The following is a 20,304-nucleotide window of genomic DNA, read 5'->3' on the forward strand; positions in this document are numbered from 1 at the left end:
TTTCCATTACAAGTTTCCATGAAATAAAATTTGTGAAAAATACCGTATCTTATCATCGGTCCCCCAGCAGATCATTCCCACCGCATCTGCCATTTCCTGGGCATCAACACAGTAGGCGGACATGCAGGAATGGTGCCTGTAAGGACCAGCGGACATGATCAGCAGGTCGGTATTTCCAGATTCCATTATTTTAGAGGCCAGCTGTTCGGTGAGTTTATTGTGCGCAAGCTTCGCCATTTTGTAGTCCATATCCTTGTTTTGTATCGTCTGGAGAATAAGCGCTTTTTCATAGGCGAATACCCTTTGTTTCATAGATTCTACTGTTCCGCATTCAGGTGGACAGGCGGGATTCACGTTGTAACATCCACACTGATTTTCTTCACAAAACTTTCGGTATTCCGGTTTGAACACAAGTTTTTGTGTATCCATGATTGCCGCATTTGAAAACCCAAGTTTTTTTGCTTCTTTGATGTAATCCATAGAAAACCTCCTCCAAGTTTTTTACAACTCACTAAAATTTTCTCCATACGCTGGTTTTAAACCCGCCCAGCTACAATTGTGTTTTTTAATTCCCTTGCCGCAGCGCCCATAGGATGCTGGCTGTCATACACCAGACAGATCTGACGCTCCGGGATTTCGTCTTTTAGTGGGATCTGTACGATTTCTTTTTTCAGAAGGGAGGGCGCTGCCATTGGCTGGGGCAAAAAGGCAAGGCCAAGCTCGCATTTTACAAGCGGCAGGATCTGGTCCGCAGTGGCAGCTTCCGTATCCGGGGAAAGATCCAGGCCATGGGATAAAAATACACTGTTGTAAAATTTATAGGTCATAGTTTCCCGTCCAAGAGAAATCAGCGGATAGTTCTTTACCTCCCGAAGGGAAAGCTCCTGGCTTCCAAGCGCTGTAAAAGTGGTACCACCAACCAGAATCTCCTGGAAGGGCATGAGCATGATCTGTTTCAATGGGGAATCCACCTCTGCCGGAGTGGAAACTACTGCAAAATCGATCTTTCCGCTTTTTACGGATTCAATGGCTTCCGGGGTGGAATGGTTATAAAGCTTCAGCCGGATTCCCGGATAAGTCATATGGAAATTTTTTAATTTATCAAGCAGGAAAATATTCAAGGCAGTTTCGCTGGCGCCAATTGCTATACTTCCGTGGGAAAGCCCGGAGCTGTCCGCCAGCTCCTCTTCTGCAGCCTGAAACTGCTCCATTGCACCAAGCACATGGGTATAAAGCCGCTCTCCTTCCGGGGTAAGCTGTACACCGCGGTTAGTACGGATAAATAAAGTGGTATTCAGCTGCTGTTCCAGACAGTTCATGGCCCGGGTGATGTTAGGCTGGCTGTTGTTTAACGCCTGGGCGGCCTTGGTAAAGTTGTGGTATTTTGCCACATAATAAAAGATCTTGTAATACTCGAAATTTACGTCCATAATATTTTTCCTTTTCTTTTGGCATATCATATATTTATTCCAATTATATCAATTATAGTTTTTACTTATTCCTACGTCAAGCGTATTATGTACCCGAATAAAAAAGGGAAACAGGAACGTGTTTTCAAAGGAGGAACAAATGCTTACAGCAGTAACCGGTATAAACTGGGGCGATGAAGGAAAAGGCCGTGTGATCGATCTTTTAGCGGAGCAGGCAGATGTGGTAGTCCGCTACCAGGGCGGCAACAACGCAGGTCACACAGTGGTCACCGACCAGGGTAAATTTGTCTTAAATCTTCTCCCATCTGGTATCTTACATCCAGGTGTGGTATGTGTCCTCGGGGACGGAATGGTAGTCGATCTGGAACATCTTTCCCGGGAAATCCATGAAATAGAGAAAAAAGGAATCCGGGTTACACCGGATCATCTGAAGCTTTCAAAGCGTGCCACGATCTCCATGCCATGGCACAAGGTACAGGATGAGTTAGAAGAAAACCGGCTGGCAAAAACCGGAAGCGCCTTTGGCTCTACCCGCCGTGGAATCGCCTACGCCTACAGTGACAAGTACCGTAAGAAAACCCTTCGTCTTGGGGATCTGCTTCATTTAAAAGAGGATTCCGTAAAAGCCAGATTAAAAACCATGCTGGAGGCAAAAAACCTGGAGCTTGCAGGCTGCTATCATCAGGAGCCAATGTCTTACCCTGCTCTTCTCACCTGGTGTGAGGAACAGGCAGAACTCTTTGGCTCCTATATTGCAGACACGGGTGAGTTTCTGGAACAGGCACTGTCAGAGGGCAAAAAGGTAGTGCTGGAAGCCCAGCTTGGCGCCATGAGGGATATTGATTATGGTATTTTCCCCTATACCTCAAGTTCCTCTACCATTTCTGCCTATGGCCCGATCGGTGCCGGAATTCCGGGAAAATCCCTGGATCATGTGGTGGGCGTTTTAAAAGCATATTCTACCTGTGTTGGTGCCGGTCCTTTTGTAGCAGAAAAGGCAATGTCCGATGCCTGGGAAGAAGAGCTTCGAAAAGCGGGCGGTGAATATGGTGCTGCCACAGGCCGTCCCCGCAGGGTGGGACCGTTTGATGCCGTAGCCAGCCGTTATGGATTAAAATGCCAGAATGCAGATCAGATCGCACTTACCAAAATGGATGTCTTAAGTTCCATGAAAGAGATTCCCGTGATCACAGGCTACAAACGTGACGGTGTTGTGACCATGGATTTTGACCCTATGGATGAACTGGACAGCTTTGTCCCTGTAGTAGAAATGCTCCCGGGCTGGGAATGCGATATTTCCGGCTGCCGGACGTATGAAGAGCTTCCGGAGAATGCCAAAGCCTACATCCGTATCCTGGAGCAGCTTTTGAACCATGAGATCCAGTTTATTTCCGTCGGAGCCAGACGGGATCAGTTTTTAACAAAAGGAGCCTGGTTATGAGACATTTGATCGATCCACTTGATTTTACCCTTGAAGAAACTACAAAAGTTCTGGATCTGGCAGACCGCATTGCAGAAAATCCGGAAGTGTACAGCCATGTGGCGAATGGGAAAAAGATTGCTACTCTTTTTTACGAGCCAAGTACCAGAACACGTCTTTCCTTTGAATCTGCCATGCTAAGCCTTGGAGGAAAGGCCCTTGGCTTTGCTGGTGCTGAGCAGTCCAGTGCCACAAAAGGAGAAACGGTAGCTGATACCGCCCGGGTGGTAAGCTGCTATGCAGATATCATTGCAATGCGGCATCCCAAGGAAGGCGCTCCCCTTCGTGCCTCCATGTATGCCACAGTGCCAGTAATTAATGCCGGGGATGGCGGTCATAACCATCCAACCCAGACACTGATTGACCTTATGACTATCCGTCAGAGGAAAGGTCATCTGGATCATCTGACAGTTGGCTTTTGCGGGGATCTGAAATTTGGACGCACCGTACATTCCCTGGTAAACAGCCTGGTACGTCATCCTGGAAACGAGTTTTACTTCATCTCCCCGGAGGAACTTAAGATCCCGGATTACGTGATGGAAGAGACCTTAAAGCCAAACCATTCTTTTTACAAAGAAGTCACCAGCCTGGAGGAAACCCTTCCCAAGCTGGACGTGCTCTATATGACAAGAGTTCAGAAAGAACGTTTCTTTAACGAGGAAGATTATGTCCGGTTAAAGGATACCTATATTTTAAACCGGGAAAAATTAAATCTGGCACAGCCGGATATGCCGGTTCTCCATCCTCTCCCAAGGGTGGACGAAATTGCCACAGACGTGGACCAGGATCCAAGAGCCGCTTATTTTGACCAGGTGCAGAACGGAAAATATATCCGTATGGCATTGATCATGGCTCTGCTTGAAATCCCGGATCAGCTGACAGGAAGGACGGTGCTGTAATGTTAAAGATTGAATCTATCCAAAACGGAATTGTGATCGATCATATCCCGGCTGGAAAAGGAATGGATATTTACAAGCTTCTGGAACTGGACTCCCAGAAACAGTCCGTTGCCCTTTTGCAGTCTGTAAGAAGTGAAAAATACGGCTGTAAAGACCTGATTAAAATAGAGGGGCTTACAGAGCCTGAGCGTCTGGAAGTCCTTGGTTACTTAAATGAGGGTGTCACGCTGATCGTGATCCGTGATGGAAAAGTGGTAAAAAAATACCACCCTGTTCCGCCAAAAACGTTAAAGAATGTAATCAAATGCAAAAATCCCCGCTGCATTACCAGTACGGAAGCAAACTGTGAGCACATCTTCAAACTGTCCTCCAGTGGAAAATATAGATGTATTTACTGCAACCAGGAAGCTTCCCTCTTAAGATAAAGAATAATACATCCTCCCTTGTACATCGCTTAAGAGGAAAATACCCTTTAGGTTTATTTCTATTCCTAAAGGGTATTTAAAAAAATTATTTTCTTCCCGTATCAATTAAATCATAACTCATATCCAAAAAATCCAGTGTTTTACCATCTCCAACAGAGCCATCCAATACTACAGATATCCAATGCTCCTTATTCATGTGGTACCCTGGCCTAATCCCATAGGTTCGTGCAATAAACCCATTTAACTCCGGATTGCATTTCACATTCATAATGTCTACGCTTCCCTCTTCCGGAATTCCTAATTTATTCTTATCTACATTCATAAAAACTGCATACCATTTTCCGTTTTTATGCCGAAGCACCGCTGACTTAGGATCCCGCTTCCAAAGATGCTCCGGTGTTGTTCCATATTGCTCTTTTACATACTGATAAATTGCCTCTTTTGTCAAAAAACTTCCCCCGCTTTACTTCTATAACTCTAAACCGAAATATATCCTCATTATAGAGAGTGTGAGAAACCGTGTCAAGATTTTTGGCTCAAAGGATCTCACGATATTTCCTAAAGCATTTTGTTTTAATTTTCTGATTTTTGGTTCCGGTTTTCGATTTTTTTATAATTTTCATAAAATCTATTGACTTGTTTTCATTTTTCAATTATTATAAAGATGATATTCTTTTAAAGTTTTTTTTCATTATTTGTTTCATCATTTTCTCCTACTTAAGAACAATGTTTTTTAGCAGCGCCCCTAATTGCAGCTGCAATTTGTTGCTTTAAGTATGGCCTTTGGTCCCAAAATAGGAACCTCAAAAAAGGAGACTCTTCTATCCTCTATGGAGTCTCCTTTTTTGCTGCCTTTTTTATAAAAAAATTCAGAGCTATTTGCAAAATCCGAATAATCTCTTCTGCAAAATAGCCCTGAATTTTCGGTCCGTAGACCTAAGTATTAAAAAGTGAAAACTAAATTATGTTTCTTTATATTAGCATGATTTATTATAAAAATCAATAGCTTTATAAGATATTCCAACTTTGTATTTCCTACATTTGATTCTCGTACCGAAGCCTGGAAAAATACCAGACTTTCCCCTGGATATACCTGCAAATATGATTATCCAATAAATACTTCTTTTCGCACAGCTCTGGATTATCTTTTTTCCAACTGCTCTTTTCCAGAAATTCTTCTAAAGAATCATATATTTCAATACATCCTGCCGCTTTTATGAGTCTGCTAACATCCGTCTCGTTTATGTGGATATCAAATTCCCGCATGAGAAGGATCTTAAAACCATACCGTACCATGGAATTGTCTTTGATCTGTGCCAGATCAATTGTCATCCGGCTTCACCTCCCTCCCAGTAAATAAATCTTCCACTCGTGTTACGCTTTGAACAGGATTCGTTTTTTTGCCTGGTTTTCTTTTGGGCTTTGTATCAAGTGCAACAGGTTCTTCCCAGGTCTCACTTATACTACCTTCTGACTGAGGTTGAGTAGATACATCATCTTCCTGCCCCATATATGAAAAAGGCTGTTCCTGTGTTTTTTCCTTTTCCCATTCTTTGTACCACTCTGGGACGTGTTCCACAACTTTTTCCAGACGGAGCTTCTTTGCATCTTCATGTTCGGTATAGTCTAATTTCTGGAACTTCAACACATTGTGGCCACGAATAATCAAGATTCCCTGGTTTAGTGGATAGCGAAGCACCTCATCTGGAAGAAGGAGCTGCCTTTTTCCAAGGGATCTTGACTCTGAATATTCCGGTACATAGTCAGTGGCACGTATGGTATAATAGTTTTTCCTGATAGAAGCTACTGACACCGTAATCTCTCCAGTCCGGTCACTATAATAGGTTGCGGTTGTCATGTCATTACAGCCAAGAAAAATGGAGAAATCACAGCCTCCAAGAATTTCCTCCCACTGATTGTCCGGGTAACGGTTCTGAAGCTGTGGAATGTTCTGGAACAAGATACTCATGCCAATTCGCCTGGATCTGGCTGTTGCAAGCTTCTTTTTGAAGTCAGGAACCACGCCGATGTTGGGGAACTCATCAAGGATGAAACTTACTGGAACCGGCAGCACGCGCTCTTCAGTCCGATCAGCCAGACGAACCAATTTGATGATTAGAAATGAGGTGAAAAGAGTTGCCAACATATCAAACGTAGAATCCTGATCGGATGTGATACAAAAATATGCACACTTTTCTTTTCCTGGAAGTGAAAGATCGATATCCGTATGACTGGTGATTTGTTGTACCAGTTTATTTTGCAAAATCTGTAACCTGGTTCCAAGACCAAGCACCGCATTTCCTTTTACCTTTTCCGCTTTTGCAAAGAGCTGATATGGCCCTTTTGCTGGATGGTTCGTTGGCAGTCTTTCAAAAATCGAATCCAGCATATCGACACTTTTATTGAGCAAGAGTTTATAGGCCTCCGCAAAGGTACGCTGCTCTGGCGGATATTCCTCATACACATACAGGCAAAGAGCTTTTAATAAATCCATCTCCACATTATCGTAAAAATGATCAAATTTGTCTGTGGTGTTACGAATTACCACATCACAAAATACATCGATCAGCTCTCCCTCATCAATTTCTGCCAAACAGTTCCAGGCATCCGAATGCGTCAGCTGAATCAAGTTCAATTGTTTTACCACATATCCTGAATCTTTCAGATACGTACATAAGTCCTCATAAAGTTCGGATTTGGGATCCGTAATGTACATGCTCTCCCCACGGCGCACGCACTGTAATGCCATGACTCTTGCAAATGCCCTGGATTTCATAGAACCCTGGGAGCCGCAGACAGCAATGTTCCGGTTTAGCCTGGAATCTACAGGAAGGCTTAGAACCTTTCCTGTTCCAAGCTCCCTGCCAAATATGATTCCATTTACTCCGTCTATTGTTTTATCAGCCCTTAATATCTCTGCCTGTTCCCCTTCTTTCATAAAGCCAGCAGTTCCGTAAGTACCCTGATCGGACAACTCAAAACCACGCTCATCCTGTAATGGGTTTTCACTGCCACGATAAATCACGAGTGCCGTAAGAAAGAAAAGTACCAGAACCGAGAACAGGATCCACATCCTGCCCCCGGTGCTGGTCCATCCTGCCGCCATACAGTGAATAGGGTTAAGGTCAACATTTGCATCTCCAAGAAGAATGTATAAAAATCCTCCCATGTATCCTGCTAACAATACTGCCCCAATGATTACAAGAATCAACTTCCATTTATCAAATTTTTTAAACATCCTTTTTCCTTTCATCACCTCTCATTTCTTCTACTATGTGATATTGATATAGGTTATCGTAATAGCTGCTCATTGTGTTGACAGCATTATATAGTGCTGTAAGAAGGACCGCCCGGATATTCCTGGCCTTTGTGGTATTGGAATCCATTCTGAATAAAACAAAATCCACATGCTCTTTTGTTAATTTGGCAAATTGGGCTTTTACCACATTTGCTGGCTTCTCTTCCCGGTTCACCCGGATTATCTCTGCGGATGAAGTCATCACATCCACAATCAATCCCAATATTTCCCCTACCCTGTCATCATGTGGATGATCCAATATCAGGTTTTCATACTCAATCTGCCGTTTTATCTGATCTTCCACTTCCCGATATGAAGAGAGGGAGAAATCTTTGTTAAAGTCTTTGTATGTATTCTTTGTATATGTCTCCCCCAAATCGGGGACAGCTGTCACTTTTTTCGGGGATACCCTCTCACTTATATTAGTGACCCCTGTCACTTTTTTCGGTGGGGGCTGTCCCCCAAATGAGTGATAGGGGGTATCTGGTATCCCTATGAATGCATTTTCCAACGTTTCCGGATAGGTTAATTGAATTAATACATCTACATCCAGATTTAGGAACATGACATTGGAGTAAAGTTGCCCTTTGATGTTGACTGTCCGAAATACCCTTGTTACCACTCCTAGCTTTTCCAGTTCAACGATAGCGTTCACCGCATCTCGTTTCGTGATACCAAACTGATCCGCCAACTGCTGATAGTTTCTCTGTAGAATGTCAGCCTGGAATTTCTTTTTGAATCCGCACAACTGCCCGGTTGCCTCATCCCGGATTTCCACAGGCCGATACCAGTACACAATGTCCGCCAGAATAATAATCGCATTTAAGTTTGGTTTTCCGGTTTCTTTTTTAATTGTGTGATACCAGGTGGACGGAATGACATTTCCCGTAAACTGCAGGCGGCACATCCTGTTTACTGTTTCACTTCCAGTGTCAAATAGATTACTCATAGACACCTCCTGACTTAGACTGTGGGCTTATTCGTCCCTGCCCTTAGTCAGATATTCCATGATTTTATCTGTATTCAGCTCACGAACCCTCACCCCCTCTCCAAAATATGCTCTGAGCACATTCGCCTGGTAATCTAAGCAGATGATTGTTCCTTTCTGCTTCCAGCCAATTTCCTGCTTTATGCGGCACAAATGACGCATACAGTTTAATAGGGTAGTCTTTCCAGAACCACTAGCTCCCATGATTGCGACAAATTCGCCCTTATCTACATACATAGAAATACCGTCTACTGCCTTTGTGATATTTCCAGAGTTACCCCCGTAGTATTTTTTTACTTGCTCTAAATTTAAAATGTGTTCCATTAAAAATCGCTCCTTTCTTCCTGCCACATTTATTTGTTTTGGAATACAATTAAATTATAGCAAGGGCAGTATTCAATTACACTTACAGTTTTGAAAGTAAACAGAGAGTAAAAGAGCCGTGATAATGCAGATCACAATTTTGTGAAGCATTTCCACGACCCTTTTATTATAATTTTGCCTTTGTCTTTTTCGTAATGATATAAATATATTCTTCTGGTGTAGGGCGTTTATTCCCAAAATACTTTTTGAAATTTGCCTGCACCTCTGGGTCGGTGCTATTCATAGCTTCATCAATCGTAGCTTCAATATCCGCCCGAACATCAGCCAATGATACACCGCCAGCTTTTGCACCAGCTTTCAATGCCTTTTTTATATCTCTTTTGTTCAGTCCTATCATATTCATACCTCAATTCTACTTTTTAAAGCTAATAAGTTTTCCATTGTATTTTACAATGATGAATATGATATAAAACACTCCTACAACAATCAAAATAAGACCTATGTAATAGCCTAATTCAGAATGAGAGATTAAATTGATAATCGGCATAACAAGAATACCAATACTAACCAGTAAAGTGCCTATTCCTATTTTTTTTGTAAACACCTTTTTATCTTTAGGGTCAAGTTGTGTATAATGATAACCATGTAATAAAGTAATATTCTCTTTTATACCTATTTGATAAGATGTAAAAAGTAAAAACAATCCTATAACTATTTCAACAATCAATTCCTCTAATTCCATAATCGTTCTCTCCTTTAATCAAAATAAAATAATTCTTCAAATTTTTTATCTAAAGCTATACAAAGCACTAATGCCAATTTTGCTGTTGGATTAAATTGTCCAGTTTCAATAGAACTAACTGTATTCCGAGAAACCCCGACTAGTTCAGCTAATTCTGTTTGTGATAATTTTTTTTCTTTTCGTACAGTTTTTAATCTGTTTCGCAAAATTAAATGTTCGTCCATTCTATAAACCTACCATTAAAAATTTATAAAAGTAATACCCCATAAATAGAAAAAAGAATAAAGCAATAACAAATTTGGATTTATTTTTTGAAATATGTGCTTCATAACCCATAGAGCCAAATGCCACAGACCCAATAATTGTCATTATGTCATAGTAAGGTTCTTTACAAACTGCTTTAATGAAAAGAATTAAAATGCAGATAAATAAAACAAACATTAAGCCAAAAGATTTCCCTTGAAGTTTAATATGTTTTTCGTATTCATCAAGATATAGATTCTCTTTTTTGTTTTGTGATAGTATTTTTTCTTTATCCATTATATAACGCTCCCTTCAAATAATACCAAGTACACTTGTCATTTATATTATAGCATTCGGTCATTACAAGTCAATATTTTTGCACAGTTTTCTTGTCGTTTTGTAAAAGCGTGCAAATCTGATAGGAAATGCACGCTATATCATTTATCCTACAATCTTCCAGTTACTATCCTTATGTAGCACAAGCTCATACTGCGATACCTGCGTCGCTTTTGTCTGATTATCAATGAATTTTACCGCAACCTTGACTTTCACATTGTCGCCGTCCTTTATAAAGATAGGGTTTACCAGTTCAGAATAAAGGTAGTCCCTGCCGATAGGTTCAATCACATTTCCCAATACATAGTAAGCAAGCTCTTTTTCCGTCGCTGTTGGGTACAGCTTAAAGAATGTTTCCAGAAAAGCGGTAGCGTCATTTACCGTATCAGCGTCCACGCTTGCGTCTGCTTCTGGTGTCTTAGGCTCATAGTCTGATTTTTCAACTGCTGGTGCAAGGGTAGGGTTTTGAACGATTACCATATCCCCGTCTGCGTCCACATAGACTTTTACAGTATAGGTTGCTTTCACATTGCTTGTCTGTTCTCCCTCTTTTATCTGCTGATCTACTTCGTAGGTAGCAGAAAAAGTGTCCGCTCCCGATTGCTCGATATGCCATACAATCACATCTGTAACCGTGGAGCTGGTCGGTATATCGGTTCTAATGGTGTCTACATTTAAGTCCTGCAATTCCTTTGTCAGATAACCGCTGATTGCCTGCGTCCTTGCTTCGATAGCTTCTTTGCTGTTATCCCATGTGTAATAGGACTTCGCAAAGTTTTTCACGAAATTTTCTATCCCGTTGGTGTCCTGCAAGCAAAGTTCAATGATTTCTTTTTCATGGGTGGTGTGCTGGTCGATAGCCGTAAAATTCTTATACACCCCAAAGCTCACGCTTGCGACAAGCACCACCCACAACGCAATCACGGTTTTCTTATGTGTGCCTACCTTGACAGTACGCACCTTTTTTTCTTTTGGTTCTTTGATAGTTTCTGTCTGTTTCTTATTCTTCTTAAACATATTTTTCAAGTCCTTTCTATTGTTTTACTCGTCCTGCACCGATTAAGTGCTGTTGCCAGTAACTACTACTTAGGTCTGCATATCCTATCGGGTCGCCTGCGTGGTACATCTGTGTCGGCGAAACAAGAATACCGACGTGTGTTACATACGAACCAGCGTTATAGGTGGAATGGAAAAACACCAAATCGCCTGCTTTTGCCTTGTCTTTCACTTTATTTTTCGTATCTAAAACAGCACCGACTTTTGAACCTGCACGCTGTCCCATGCTGGAAGTGGTATTGCCCCGATTTTCTTTAGAAGCCGTATTTTTTCTTTCGGCTCTCTTGCCAGCAACGGCACTTCCAGCCACCGCACCAGCTACACCGCCCGAAATACCGCCAGCACTTACCGCCCTTGCAATACGGTGTTCCATACGCCTAGCCCGATGTCGCATAAACAGATACGGTCTGCGGAATATGCGTCGTCCCATGCTTTGACTGTCGCCAGCATTAAGTGAGAACATACTCATTAAGTCGCCCAGCTTCATGTAGATACCAGCGAAACATACTATCTGCAAGAACGCCACCATAAAGAATGGGTAGTCTGTGGAAATGTTGTAAAACATACTGGAAATACTAAATGCCACCGTTACAATGAGCGTTATTCCTGCCCGTGTCATTATGGTATTAAATACTCTCACGATTGCCTGCTTTGCCATGCTTTCATAGCTCGGTATCATGGAAAGTAAAAAACTGATAGGTAAAAACATTGCAAAGATAATAAAAAGTATCTGGCTGAACAACATCATGCCCGTAAGCAAGAATACAAATATCGTGATACCCAAGTTAAAGAACAAGAGGAAGAACACCATACCCAAACGGTTCACGACCTGCGGTATTGTCAGATTGTTATTGTCGTTGTCCTCGATTTCTGTTTTCACGACTTCCTCTCTGGTTTTCCCGTCCTCGTCCTCTGGACTTGCCGATACGAGAGCTTCTACACGGTCTGTCCCGATTTCTTCTGCGTTGCTGTTCCCGAATTGAAGCAAGAGCCACGGCTGTTCCACTTGAATAGAAAATAGGCTGTCCCGTATCAAGTCCACGCTGTCCTTACCCTCGCTGTCGGAGTTAGGGAGCATGATTTTTGTTCCCAAATCCAAAGAAGCGGTACTGATGTCTGATGAAAATTCATTTATCTTCTTGATATAGTCGGGAGCATAAGCAATAAATGAAGCGGACAGCACGAACACCACCACAAAGTTGATAACAGCGTGAAGTGCTTTGCTGGTTTCCCGTTTTATCAGTCCCGTATAAGCAACGTACATTCCCACCACTAAGATAATGAGAAGCAGGAAACCAACATAGAAGCCCGTAGAAGAAAAAACTGTTTCTTCACATCAGAACCGAACAGCATACCGTAACCTAATTCGCTGATACGCCCAAGTCCTACACGGAAATTGAAGTTATCTCTGATACCGTCCGAGAAATACTTTGCGTCTGGACGCTGGCAGGCAACGATAAGGAAATAACCTGCTTGTCGTCCTAACATAACGATTTTCTTTAACTGGCTAAGTAAGCTCACACTTTCTTTCGTCCCCAGCATTTCAAAAAATGCTACATATTCATCAAAGATAAGAAAGCAGGGTGGCAGTCCCAGATAGGCATAGTTTTCGCCCGTCTTATAGTTCGGGTGTCGCTTCATTTCCTCACTTCGCTGTACCATGCCCTCATAAAAGGCATTGACGCAATCAATCATTTCTTCTTTGGTGTGATACACATTTTCCATAACTGTCCCTAAGTCTGCAAGGTCAGCGTTCTTCGGGTCTAAGATATAAAGGACAGCGTTTGTATGCAGTAAGGCTTCAATGAGTGTCAGCAGAAAATATGTTTTACCGCCACCAGTCCCACCAGCAATCAGAGCGTGAGGGAGTGCGTCATATTCCCAGACAAGATTTTTCATCAATCTAAGACAACCGTTTTCTGCCCGTACTTCATCAATGGTAATGCGGTTCGCTATCATATCATAAAGCAGGGTATATTCGATATAGCCGTCATGCAGGGTCTTGTCGGTCAGCTCACAATACAAGCCACTTTCCAACTTATCCTCCAACCGTAAAAGCTGGTCTTGATATTTTCCCAGCGTAATTTCACAGCGGATATGAAGAAGTCCTTTTTCCATTTGATAATAAATCTTTGGAAACCAGACGATTTTTTCCCTTGATCTGCTTTGCAGGTCAGTAAAAAAACCGCTGTCTTGTACGGTATCGGCTTCATACCACTTATTTTCCAGTATCATTCTTGCCAGCTTTTGACGGTGCAGTAGCTTCTTGAAACTGTCGTAACAGAAGCGGTAATACAGAAAAGCGACCAATGCACAAACACCAGTCGCTATCAGTATGGTTATGAAGTTGTAAAGGGAAAGCGTAAAGCCATTGTCTAATAAGCTGAAATGTTCCCAGTCGGTACGCATGAGCTGTTTGCTATTCAGTAGCAGGAGAACTGCCACGAACACAAACAGAAGCGTCTCTATGGAAAAATGATAAACAAGGTGCTTGTCGCTGGCTCTGATACGGTGTCCTTTGTTCCAAATCATACGCATAAATCAATCACTCCTTTCTGGGTATGAAAAAAGCAGTCAATCCTAAGACTAACTGCTTTGTGTGTAGGGATATAAAATTGTAAAACTAAGATTGCATTTCAGATATGGATTTGAAACCCCTCATAGCTGAATATACCATTCCCTTGTTTTAATTTCCCTTCATTTGACAAGTTGTGAAAAGCTGTCTCTATCTTGTCAATTATAGTAACTGGAATAGATAAATGATGATGTCCTGGCAAAATTCGACTTATCTTTAAAGATTGAATTTTTCTAACAGACTTCCAAAATTCTTGTGGGTTTGTTGATGGATAAAAAGCATCAAGGCAACCGCTATATATCAAATCGCCGGAATACAGATATTTTCTATCCGCTTCATAGAAACAACAATGTCCGGGAGAATGACCGGGCGTGTGAATAACTACCAACTTTCTGTTCCCTAAGTCAATACAATCTTCATCATGTAAAATCATTTGCGGAACCCCTTGAAAAATCTGATATTTCTCTACCTTAAAATCCGAGGGGAAATCACATGGATTGCACATAATATTGTTTTTTACCACTTGCAAAGGTATAGGGAATTTGACCGATAGCCATTCTTTTTCTGCTTCATGAACTGCAATAGACCGAAAATATTTATGTCCACCGATATGATCCCAATGAACATGAGTAGTGATTACTGTAACGGGCAGTTTCGTCAATCCATCAATAACCTCTCTGATGTTGGAAACACCTAAACCTGTATCAATCAGAATGGCTCTTTTTGTCCCACACAATAGATAACAATGTGTTTCTTCCCAGTGTTTGTATTCGCTGATGACGAATGTATCTTGGTCTATTTGTTCGACGGTAAACCAACTGTCCATATACTATTCTCACTCCCTAAAAATTTTAATTTGTCGCTTTCTTCATACCCATATTATAACAGTTCCGTATATCCTCTACAACGAAAATCTATTCAGCAAGTCTATTTTTTCGGTTGTCCCTGCGGTGTATGGTTCTGTGTATTGCCTGCGTTCTGGTTGCTTTTATTCTTCAATACAATATCCTCTGCCTTTACATACCAGTCCACATCTGCACCCGTATAGGTTTTTCTTGATACCGTATCGGCTACTGGATTGACAAGCTCCACAACCGCATTGTACGGAAATTCCCTTAACGGTACTTCTGGCGGTACGGACACGGGGATAATTCCACCATGCAGACTGCACTTCAAATCATAGATACGCTTTTTAAGCTGGGTACTCGGTGTCCCGTCCTCATTCTGCAAGAACACATCTCGCACCGCTGTAAATTTTAATTCTCCAAATGTTTTCTCTTTGTCAATAACAAACCCGTTTGATAATCTCATAAATTCTTCACTCCTTTACTTTTCTTCAACTGCTACAATATCATCAGCAAGCAACACATAATCGGTATGTCCCATATCCCCGATTGCGTAACCTCTGCCATATAACTTCGGATTGACAAGTTTTACTTTCTGTTCATACTTGAAATGCTTTTCGCCAGCCTGCACGGGAATTTCTACCACAACATTTTCGCCTTTTTGTACGTCAGAATAAAGGTTATAGCTTCGTCTGGCTAAGACCCTGCGGTTATTTTTATCTCTTTCAAAGACTGGCTCACTTTCGCCTGCAAATTCAAGAGTTCCAAAAGACTGTGCCATATCTGGCACGACATATTTCATTTCCATAGTGTTTTACCTCATTTCTTTCTATTTTTGATAAGTTTTTTGATTGTGATTTCTTATTCTGGCGGTTTGGGAAGTACCAGCAATCCCCCAGATAGTAAAGGGTAAAATCAATGCTTACGCACCCTTGACTATCCGTGTTCTTGCAGGTAAGTAGCAGACAATCCAGAATAAGCGGAAGTCTGCCGACACGGTATCGGCGGAGAACGTGATTTTTCTTTTCTCATACCGTTACCGCCTTATGATTTCTTCATTTTACGGCGTTTGCAGAAGAAGATACCTGCCAGTCCAGCACCAGAAGTCAAAAGAAGTGCAAGCAGTCCGTAAAGGTTTGTGCTATCGCCAGTTTTTGGACTGTCTGTTTTATGCGGTGTATCTGGTGTCTGTGGTGTTTCGGGTTTCTTTGGTTCTTCTGGGACTTTGGTTTTTTCCTTAAAGGTAATCGTCTGTCCCTTATCCTCAATATCCTTATGCTCGGTAACTTTCTTCGGCTCGTCTGGATTGCTTAAATCGTACAATTCTTCAAAAGTTACAAGCTGTTTGCCGTCAAGAGAAGTAGCGTCAAAGGTAAAGGCAACTTCCACTTTCATAGTTTCGCTGTCAGCAGTAAAAGTGTAATCACTTTTCACACGTTTTCCATTGATAAGAAGCTCTGCATTTTCTTCTTTCAACATCTGCCAGCCCACAAGTTTGTACTGTGTACCGACTTCTAAGCCCTCTAAGATTACGGTATCAATGATTGTAACGTCTTTTCCAGCTTCAAGCTCTTTGTTGCCGTCCTTATCCGTAGCAGTCGTATGAATTTTGACGATACGCTCTGTGATAAGTACCGTCTGTCCGTCGTCCTCAATGTCTTTATGTTCCGCAACTTTTACGGGTTCGTCTGGATTGCTTAAATCATACAATTCTTCAAAGGTAACAAGGTTTTTGCCACCTAAAGCAGACGCATTAAATGTATAGGAAATTTCCACTTTCATTTCTTCATCATCAGCGACAAAGGTATAATCATTTTCCACACGTTTTCCATTGATAAGAAGTTCTACATTTTCTTCTTTTAACATCTGCCAGCCTTTTAACTGATACTTTGTGCCTTTTGTAAGTCCGTCTAATTTGACAGTATCAACAATCGTAATCTCTTTTCCTGCAAGGATAGTCTTTTCGCCGTCTTTGCTGGTCGCTGTGGTATGGATAGAGATTTCTTTTTCGTATTCATCAGTCAGCGTTCCTAAATCAATCACAAGGTTATTTCTTGATACCACGATTTCAAAAGGTGGGATAAGTTCAAAACCTTTGTTACTATCAGAGCGTAACGGTTAGCGTTCCAAGTGGAAGAACCGCCTTGCCGTCCTGCATATAGAAGCTATCGCCAGATACCTTGTATGCGTCCGCTAATTTTGCGATGTAGTGAGTTGTCCCGTCGCTGTCTGTTTCAGCGATTGTCTTTGTAACCCATGTACGAGTAGCTTCGGCAGGGAGATTGTCTTTATTATAGAAGCCTGCATAATACTTCCATGTAAATTCCGCACCTGCTAAAGAAGCGTTCCCTTGCGGATTGTCTTTCTGTGTTTCCATATCAATCTTGAAAAGCTCAATCAAAGTGTCCGTTACTTTTGGCGTATCTGATACTTTCAAAATTGCTGTCTTTCCAACTTCAACCTTTAAGGAATATATGGTTTTATCTACTTTATATCCTGCTGGTGCGGATAACTCCTTGATATAAACTGTGCCAGCCTTTACCTCTACAACATCTGTATTTCCGTTTTCATCAGTCGTAAGGGTGGCAAGCTGTTTCGTACAGTCCTTATCAGAAAAGACACCATAGGTTGCACCTGCAATAGAGTAATTCCCGTTACCGTCGGTAATGCTGGTATTACTGGAAGTCTTTTGCAGTTTCGCATTTCCGACATTCAGCTTCGCCCAGAATTGTCCTAATTCCTGCCCCTCGCCAGAGTAGATATAACCGCCACATTCATAGCGTCCTTTATTTTCTTTGATAAAGGCTTTTGCACCAGAGAAAACTTCGTCCTGTGTTGCCTTTGGAATTTCATCATAAGAAGCTCGCACGTTATCACATTGCCAGCCAAAATGTACGCTCAATCTCTGCCAGACTACACATTGTTCCAACAGATAGACTTGTTTGTAGTTCAGTTCCTTGTGAGCTTCGCCATACTGTTTGACATACTCTAAGGATAACGCCACATCTGAAATCTGGTCAGCACTCATGCGTGAGCTTGCGTCAGCTCTGGTCTTGTAACCGTTCTTAAAGTTTGTGTTAATGTCGATACAATAGGCAGTTTCGCCCTCGACTTTCATATAGCCCTCATTGAATGTCGAACCGATAGAACCGTCATTCATTACTTTTTCAATGATACCGACACGCTCTGCACTTTCCGTCCAGTATTGCTTACTTTCTGCATGGACGGGTGTAGTCGGTAAAGCAGTAACGACAGTTGCAAGAGCTAAGAAGCCCGTACACAATCGTTTTAACATCTTTTTCATAAATCTAATGCTCCTTTCATTTTGGGTAATAAAATAGCCGTCCAATAAGAACGGCTGGAAATAGAAAAGGAACGTCATGTTAGGCGTTCCATAGTCTATGAGTTATTCAATTTTTTCTTATTTTAATACTGATGTGCTGTACCATATCTTTGCATATCTAGGAAAACTTGCGTATCAAGGCTCATTCGTTAGTAGTAAATAAGTAGTAAATTGATGTATTTGTTTTCTTGAAAATGCTGATAGATACTGTGTTTTAGCGGATAATCAGATTTTTATTGTGTTTTTCGTATAAAAAACGATAATATTTATTTATATTTCTTCCAATAGCATACAGCATGAATTCTTTATATACCTTATCTGCCGAACGGTAATTAAAACGCCGGAAGTTCTCATTTTCCTTGATATCTCCAAAATGTCCTTCCGTCTGAATGGAACGTGTCTGGCGTTTCAGGATCCCGCGTTCACTCTGGATATTGGCATGCGATCTTTCTTTCAGTTCCTCCCATTGTTCATTGATCTTCATAACTTTGTTCTTTTCGGCATCTTTCTCCGCATCATACTTATACAGACAGCGCGCTTTATGTTCACATCCGCTGCAGTCTGCACAACCATATACCTCAAAGGTCTGCGTATATCCATCCTGCTCTTTGCTCTCTGTCCTGAGATGCCGCAGTTCACGTCCGTCATGGCAGATATAGAACTGTTCATCTTCAAAGATCCCTGTCCTCATGTTGTAATATTTACTGATATCTTCTGAATAACCGCGTGTTTTTCGCTTTTCATGATCCTGCAGTTTTATATAACTGGATATTTCATTCCGTTTTAAATAAAGCAGATTTTTTTCACTACAGTACCCGCTGTCCGCAGTTACTTCTTCCAGAATACTCCCGAAAGCATTCTTATGTTTTTCAAGGACCGGGATTAGGGTATTATAATCGGTGCGGTCGCTGCTTACATATCCATGTACGATAAAATAATTCTCTACCGCGATCTGAACATTATATGCTGGCTTTAACTGTCCGTTCAGCATGTGATCTTCTTTCATACGCATAAAAGTCGCTTCCAGATCTGTTTTGGAATAACTGTTTCTGTCTTTTCCCATGATCTCAAAGCATTCTTTATATTCCATCAGTCGTCTTCCGCATTGTTCCAGTTCCTCATGCAGCTGTTGAAGTGCAGGTTTTCTTTTTCCTTTTCCGTAAACGAATTCGATTCCCTCGTTGTCTGCGATCATCGTGAGATTGTTCTGGAGTTTCCGTATTTCAAGCGGTGAACAGTTATCGATCTCTATAATACGGTTATTTGAAAGCTTTTTATGTTTTACAAGCTTTCGTTTTCTGTTCTTTTCGATCACTTCCCGGACTTTATCCATCCCTTCGATCACAAACATCTGTGCATTTCCCAGCTCGTACTTTGTCCCATAATCATTCTCCTGCAAAAAAGAATTATATTTTTCAAAAAGCTGGTCGATAGAGTCCAGAAGTCCTGCCAGATGGTAATTGATGCTTCCGCGCCATACAAAAGTATAACGGTTCGCATTTGCCTCTATTTTTGTACCGTCAATAAAAAGTTCTTTTAATGTGACCAGCCCTTCTTTCTGCAGCCGCCGCATAAACTGGTAATTCAGGTCATCCAGGACATCAGATGTCAACTTCCTGTTTTTAAAGTCATAAAAAGCATCACGTTTCGGTTTTTGTCCGCGCGTCAGCCAGATAAAAGCAAGGTCTCTTTCACACAGATCAACAATACGGTCAACAGAACGTATTCCCCGCATATTTGCATAGGTAACTACAGCATACATCATAATTGGGTTGTACCCGGTTCTTCCCTTATCTGAACAATTGGCTAACAAGCCAGAAAAATCTAATTCCTCCATCACTTTTTTCAGGGTATAGACTGGAGCGCCGTCAGGTAAACTCAATTCGAAGAAACTAAAGTTAATTTTCTGTTGCCCAAACTCAAAAAAATCGTTATAATAATTAGTTGTTAGCATAGTTACATTATAACATGTAACGGAGAGAAAGATGGTTGTCGTTAGCCATCTTTTTTCTTTTTTCAGATAAATTCAGAGAAGGTATGACTCGTTGTGAGTCATACCCTCTCTGCTCTGGAACTATCTATTTCCCGACAGCCCCTTTTTATAATGATTTATTTTCTATCTAAAATTTTATTAAACCGACTAAAGACTCCATAGTTTGTGTGTTTGACTTACTGTTTATATCTATCTTCTCCTAAATATTTTTCTAGTCATTGCAATATAAAATTGCTTATACAGTCTCTTCCTTAAGAGTCCTGGTATTCTGGATAATATACAGAGCGACCGATATGACCATCATTATAGCGCACAAACCAATCAACA

The 20,304-nt window shown here is 41.4% G+C and carries 18 protein-coding genes and 5 pseudogenes; 3 read left to right on the plus strand and 20 right to left on the minus strand.

Translation table 11 applies throughout. The features are described 5' to 3' along the window. Positions 1-6: 6 nt before the first annotated feature. The gene (locus tag I4V84_RS07725) at positions 7-480 is read right to left on the minus strand and encodes a DUF2284 domain-containing protein (RefSeq protein WP_117849756.1); all 474 of its coding nucleotides are present in this window, start codon (positions 478-480) and stop codon (positions 7-9) included. 56 nt (positions 481-536) lie between these two features. After that, the gene (locus tag I4V84_RS07730; protein ID WP_118580549.1) at positions 537-1,430 is read right to left on the minus strand and encodes a LysR family transcriptional regulator; all 894 of its coding nucleotides are present in this window, start codon (positions 1,428-1,430) and stop codon (positions 537-539) included. A 139-nt stretch (positions 1,431-1,569) separates the two neighbouring features. Here I4V84_RS07730 and I4V84_RS07735 point away from each other — a divergent pair, with 139 nt between their 5' ends. From I4V84_RS07735 to I4V84_RS07745, 3 genes are read left to right on the plus strand one after another with little or no spacing between them, the layout of a single operon-like run. Continuing rightward, positions 1,570-2,871, plus strand: coding sequence for an adenylosuccinate synthase (locus I4V84_RS07735; RefSeq protein WP_173718696.1), 1,302 nt, complete (start codon positions 1,570-1,572; stop codon positions 2,869-2,871). Next, complete coding sequence (gene pyrB, locus I4V84_RS07740) at positions 2,868-3,809, plus strand: aspartate carbamoyltransferase (RefSeq protein WP_195991526.1); 942 nt, start codon at positions 2,868-2,870, stop codon at positions 3,807-3,809. Before I4V84_RS07735 ends, pyrB begins: the two co-directional genes overlap by 4 nt. Beyond that, complete coding sequence (locus tag I4V84_RS07745; RefSeq protein ID WP_118580543.1) at positions 3,809-4,234, plus strand: aspartate carbamoyltransferase regulatory subunit; 426 nt, start codon at positions 3,809-3,811, stop codon at positions 4,232-4,234. Before pyrB ends, I4V84_RS07745 begins: the two co-directional genes overlap by 1 nt. Before the next feature lie 85 nt (positions 4,235-4,319). Here I4V84_RS07745 and I4V84_RS07750 read toward each other — a convergent pair whose 3' ends face one another. The 18 genes and pseudogenes from I4V84_RS07750 to I4V84_RS19600 form a co-directional block, all read right to left on the minus strand. Further along, on the minus strand, positions 4,320-4,682 hold the full coding sequence (locus I4V84_RS07750) for an MmcQ/YjbR family DNA-binding protein (protein WP_118580540.1): 363 nt from the start codon (positions 4,680-4,682) through the stop codon (positions 4,320-4,322). 587 nt (positions 4,683-5,269) lie between these two features. After that, positions 5,270-5,566: a hypothetical protein gene (locus I4V84_RS07755; RefSeq protein ID WP_118580537.1), complete on the minus strand. Its 297-nt coding sequence runs from the start codon at positions 5,564-5,566 to the stop codon at positions 5,270-5,272. Beyond that, on the minus strand, positions 5,556-7,472 hold the full coding sequence (locus I4V84_RS07760; RefSeq protein WP_243284052.1) for a VirD4-like conjugal transfer protein, CD1115 family: 1,917 nt from the start codon (positions 7,470-7,472) through the stop codon (positions 5,556-5,558). Before I4V84_RS07760 ends, I4V84_RS07755 begins: the two co-directional genes overlap by 11 nt. Beyond that, the gene (locus I4V84_RS07765) at positions 7,465-8,481 is read right to left on the minus strand and encodes a DUF6017 domain-containing protein (protein ID WP_118580534.1); all 1,017 of its coding nucleotides are present in this window, start codon (positions 8,479-8,481) and stop codon (positions 7,465-7,467) included. Before I4V84_RS07765 ends, I4V84_RS07760 begins: the two co-directional genes overlap by 8 nt. Positions 8,482-8,661: 180 nt before the next feature. After that, positions 8,662-8,844 (minus strand): annotated as a pseudogene (locus I4V84_RS07770) (ATP-binding cassette domain-containing protein); the annotation flags it as partial. A gap of 166 nt (positions 8,845-9,010) precedes the next feature. Beyond that, positions 9,011-9,241: a hypothetical protein gene (locus tag I4V84_RS07775; protein WP_003060191.1), complete on the minus strand. Its 231-nt coding sequence runs from the start codon at positions 9,239-9,241 to the stop codon at positions 9,011-9,013. 15 nt (positions 9,242-9,256) lie between these two features. Continuing rightward, positions 9,257-9,586, minus strand: coding sequence for a DUF3784 domain-containing protein (locus I4V84_RS07780; RefSeq protein ID WP_003061243.1), 330 nt, complete (start codon positions 9,584-9,586; stop codon positions 9,257-9,259). Positions 9,587-9,600: 14 nt separating this feature from the next. Next, on the minus strand, positions 9,601-9,810 hold the full coding sequence (locus I4V84_RS07785) for a helix-turn-helix transcriptional regulator (protein ID WP_007286202.1): 210 nt from the start codon (positions 9,808-9,810) through the stop codon (positions 9,601-9,603). A gap of 1 nt (position 9,811) precedes the next feature. After that, positions 9,812-10,126 carry a DUF6442 family protein gene (locus tag I4V84_RS07790; protein ID WP_003061887.1) on the minus strand — a complete coding sequence of 105 codons (315 nt, stop codon included), beginning with the start codon at positions 10,124-10,126 and terminating at the stop codon, positions 9,812-9,814. A gap of 144 nt (positions 10,127-10,270) precedes the next feature. After that, positions 10,271-11,182 carry a conjugal transfer protein gene (locus I4V84_RS07795; RefSeq protein ID WP_003062215.1) on the minus strand — a complete coding sequence of 304 codons (912 nt, stop codon included), beginning with the start codon at positions 11,180-11,182 and terminating at the stop codon, positions 10,271-10,273. Positions 11,183-11,198: 16 nt separating this feature from the next. Continuing rightward, a pseudogene (locus I4V84_RS19890) lies at positions 11,199-12,542 on the minus strand (NlpC/P60 family protein); the annotation flags it as partial. Beyond that, positions 12,539-13,759: pseudogene (locus tag I4V84_RS07805) on the minus strand (FtsK/SpoIIIE domain-containing protein); the annotation flags it as partial. The pseudogenes I4V84_RS19890 and I4V84_RS07805, both read right to left, overlap by 4 nt. 98 nt (positions 13,760-13,857) lie before the next feature. Next, positions 13,858-14,622: an MBL fold metallo-hydrolase gene (locus I4V84_RS07810; RefSeq protein WP_008687118.1), complete on the minus strand. Its 765-nt coding sequence runs from the start codon at positions 14,620-14,622 to the stop codon at positions 13,858-13,860. A gap of 101 nt (positions 14,623-14,723) precedes the next feature. Next, positions 14,724-15,107, minus strand: coding sequence for a YdcP family protein (locus tag I4V84_RS07815; RefSeq protein ID WP_008687119.1), 384 nt, complete (start codon positions 15,105-15,107; stop codon positions 14,724-14,726). Between the two features lie 15 nt (positions 15,108-15,122). Next, positions 15,123-15,449 (minus strand): YdcP family protein, encoded by a 327-nt coding sequence (locus I4V84_RS07820; RefSeq protein ID WP_008792581.1) that lies wholly within the window; start codon positions 15,447-15,449, stop codon positions 15,123-15,125. A gap of 236 nt (positions 15,450-15,685) precedes the next feature. Next, a pseudogene (locus tag I4V84_RS07825) lies at positions 15,686-17,945 on the minus strand (VaFE repeat-containing surface-anchored protein). Between the two features lie 253 nt (positions 17,946-18,198). Next, the gene (locus I4V84_RS07830; protein WP_195991527.1) at positions 18,199-19,938 is read right to left on the minus strand and encodes an IS1182 family transposase; all 1,740 of its coding nucleotides are present in this window, start codon (positions 19,936-19,938) and stop codon (positions 18,199-18,201) included. Between the two features lie 274 nt (positions 19,939-20,212). Further along, positions 20,213-20,304, minus strand: a pseudogene (locus I4V84_RS19600) (CDP-alcohol phosphatidyltransferase family protein); the annotation flags it as partial.

It is taken from the genome of Ruminococcus sp. 1001713B170207_170306_F1, from assembly GCF_015668065.1.
Classification (GTDB): domain Bacteria; phylum Bacillota; class Clostridia; order Lachnospirales; family Lachnospiraceae; genus Blautia_A; species Blautia_A faecis.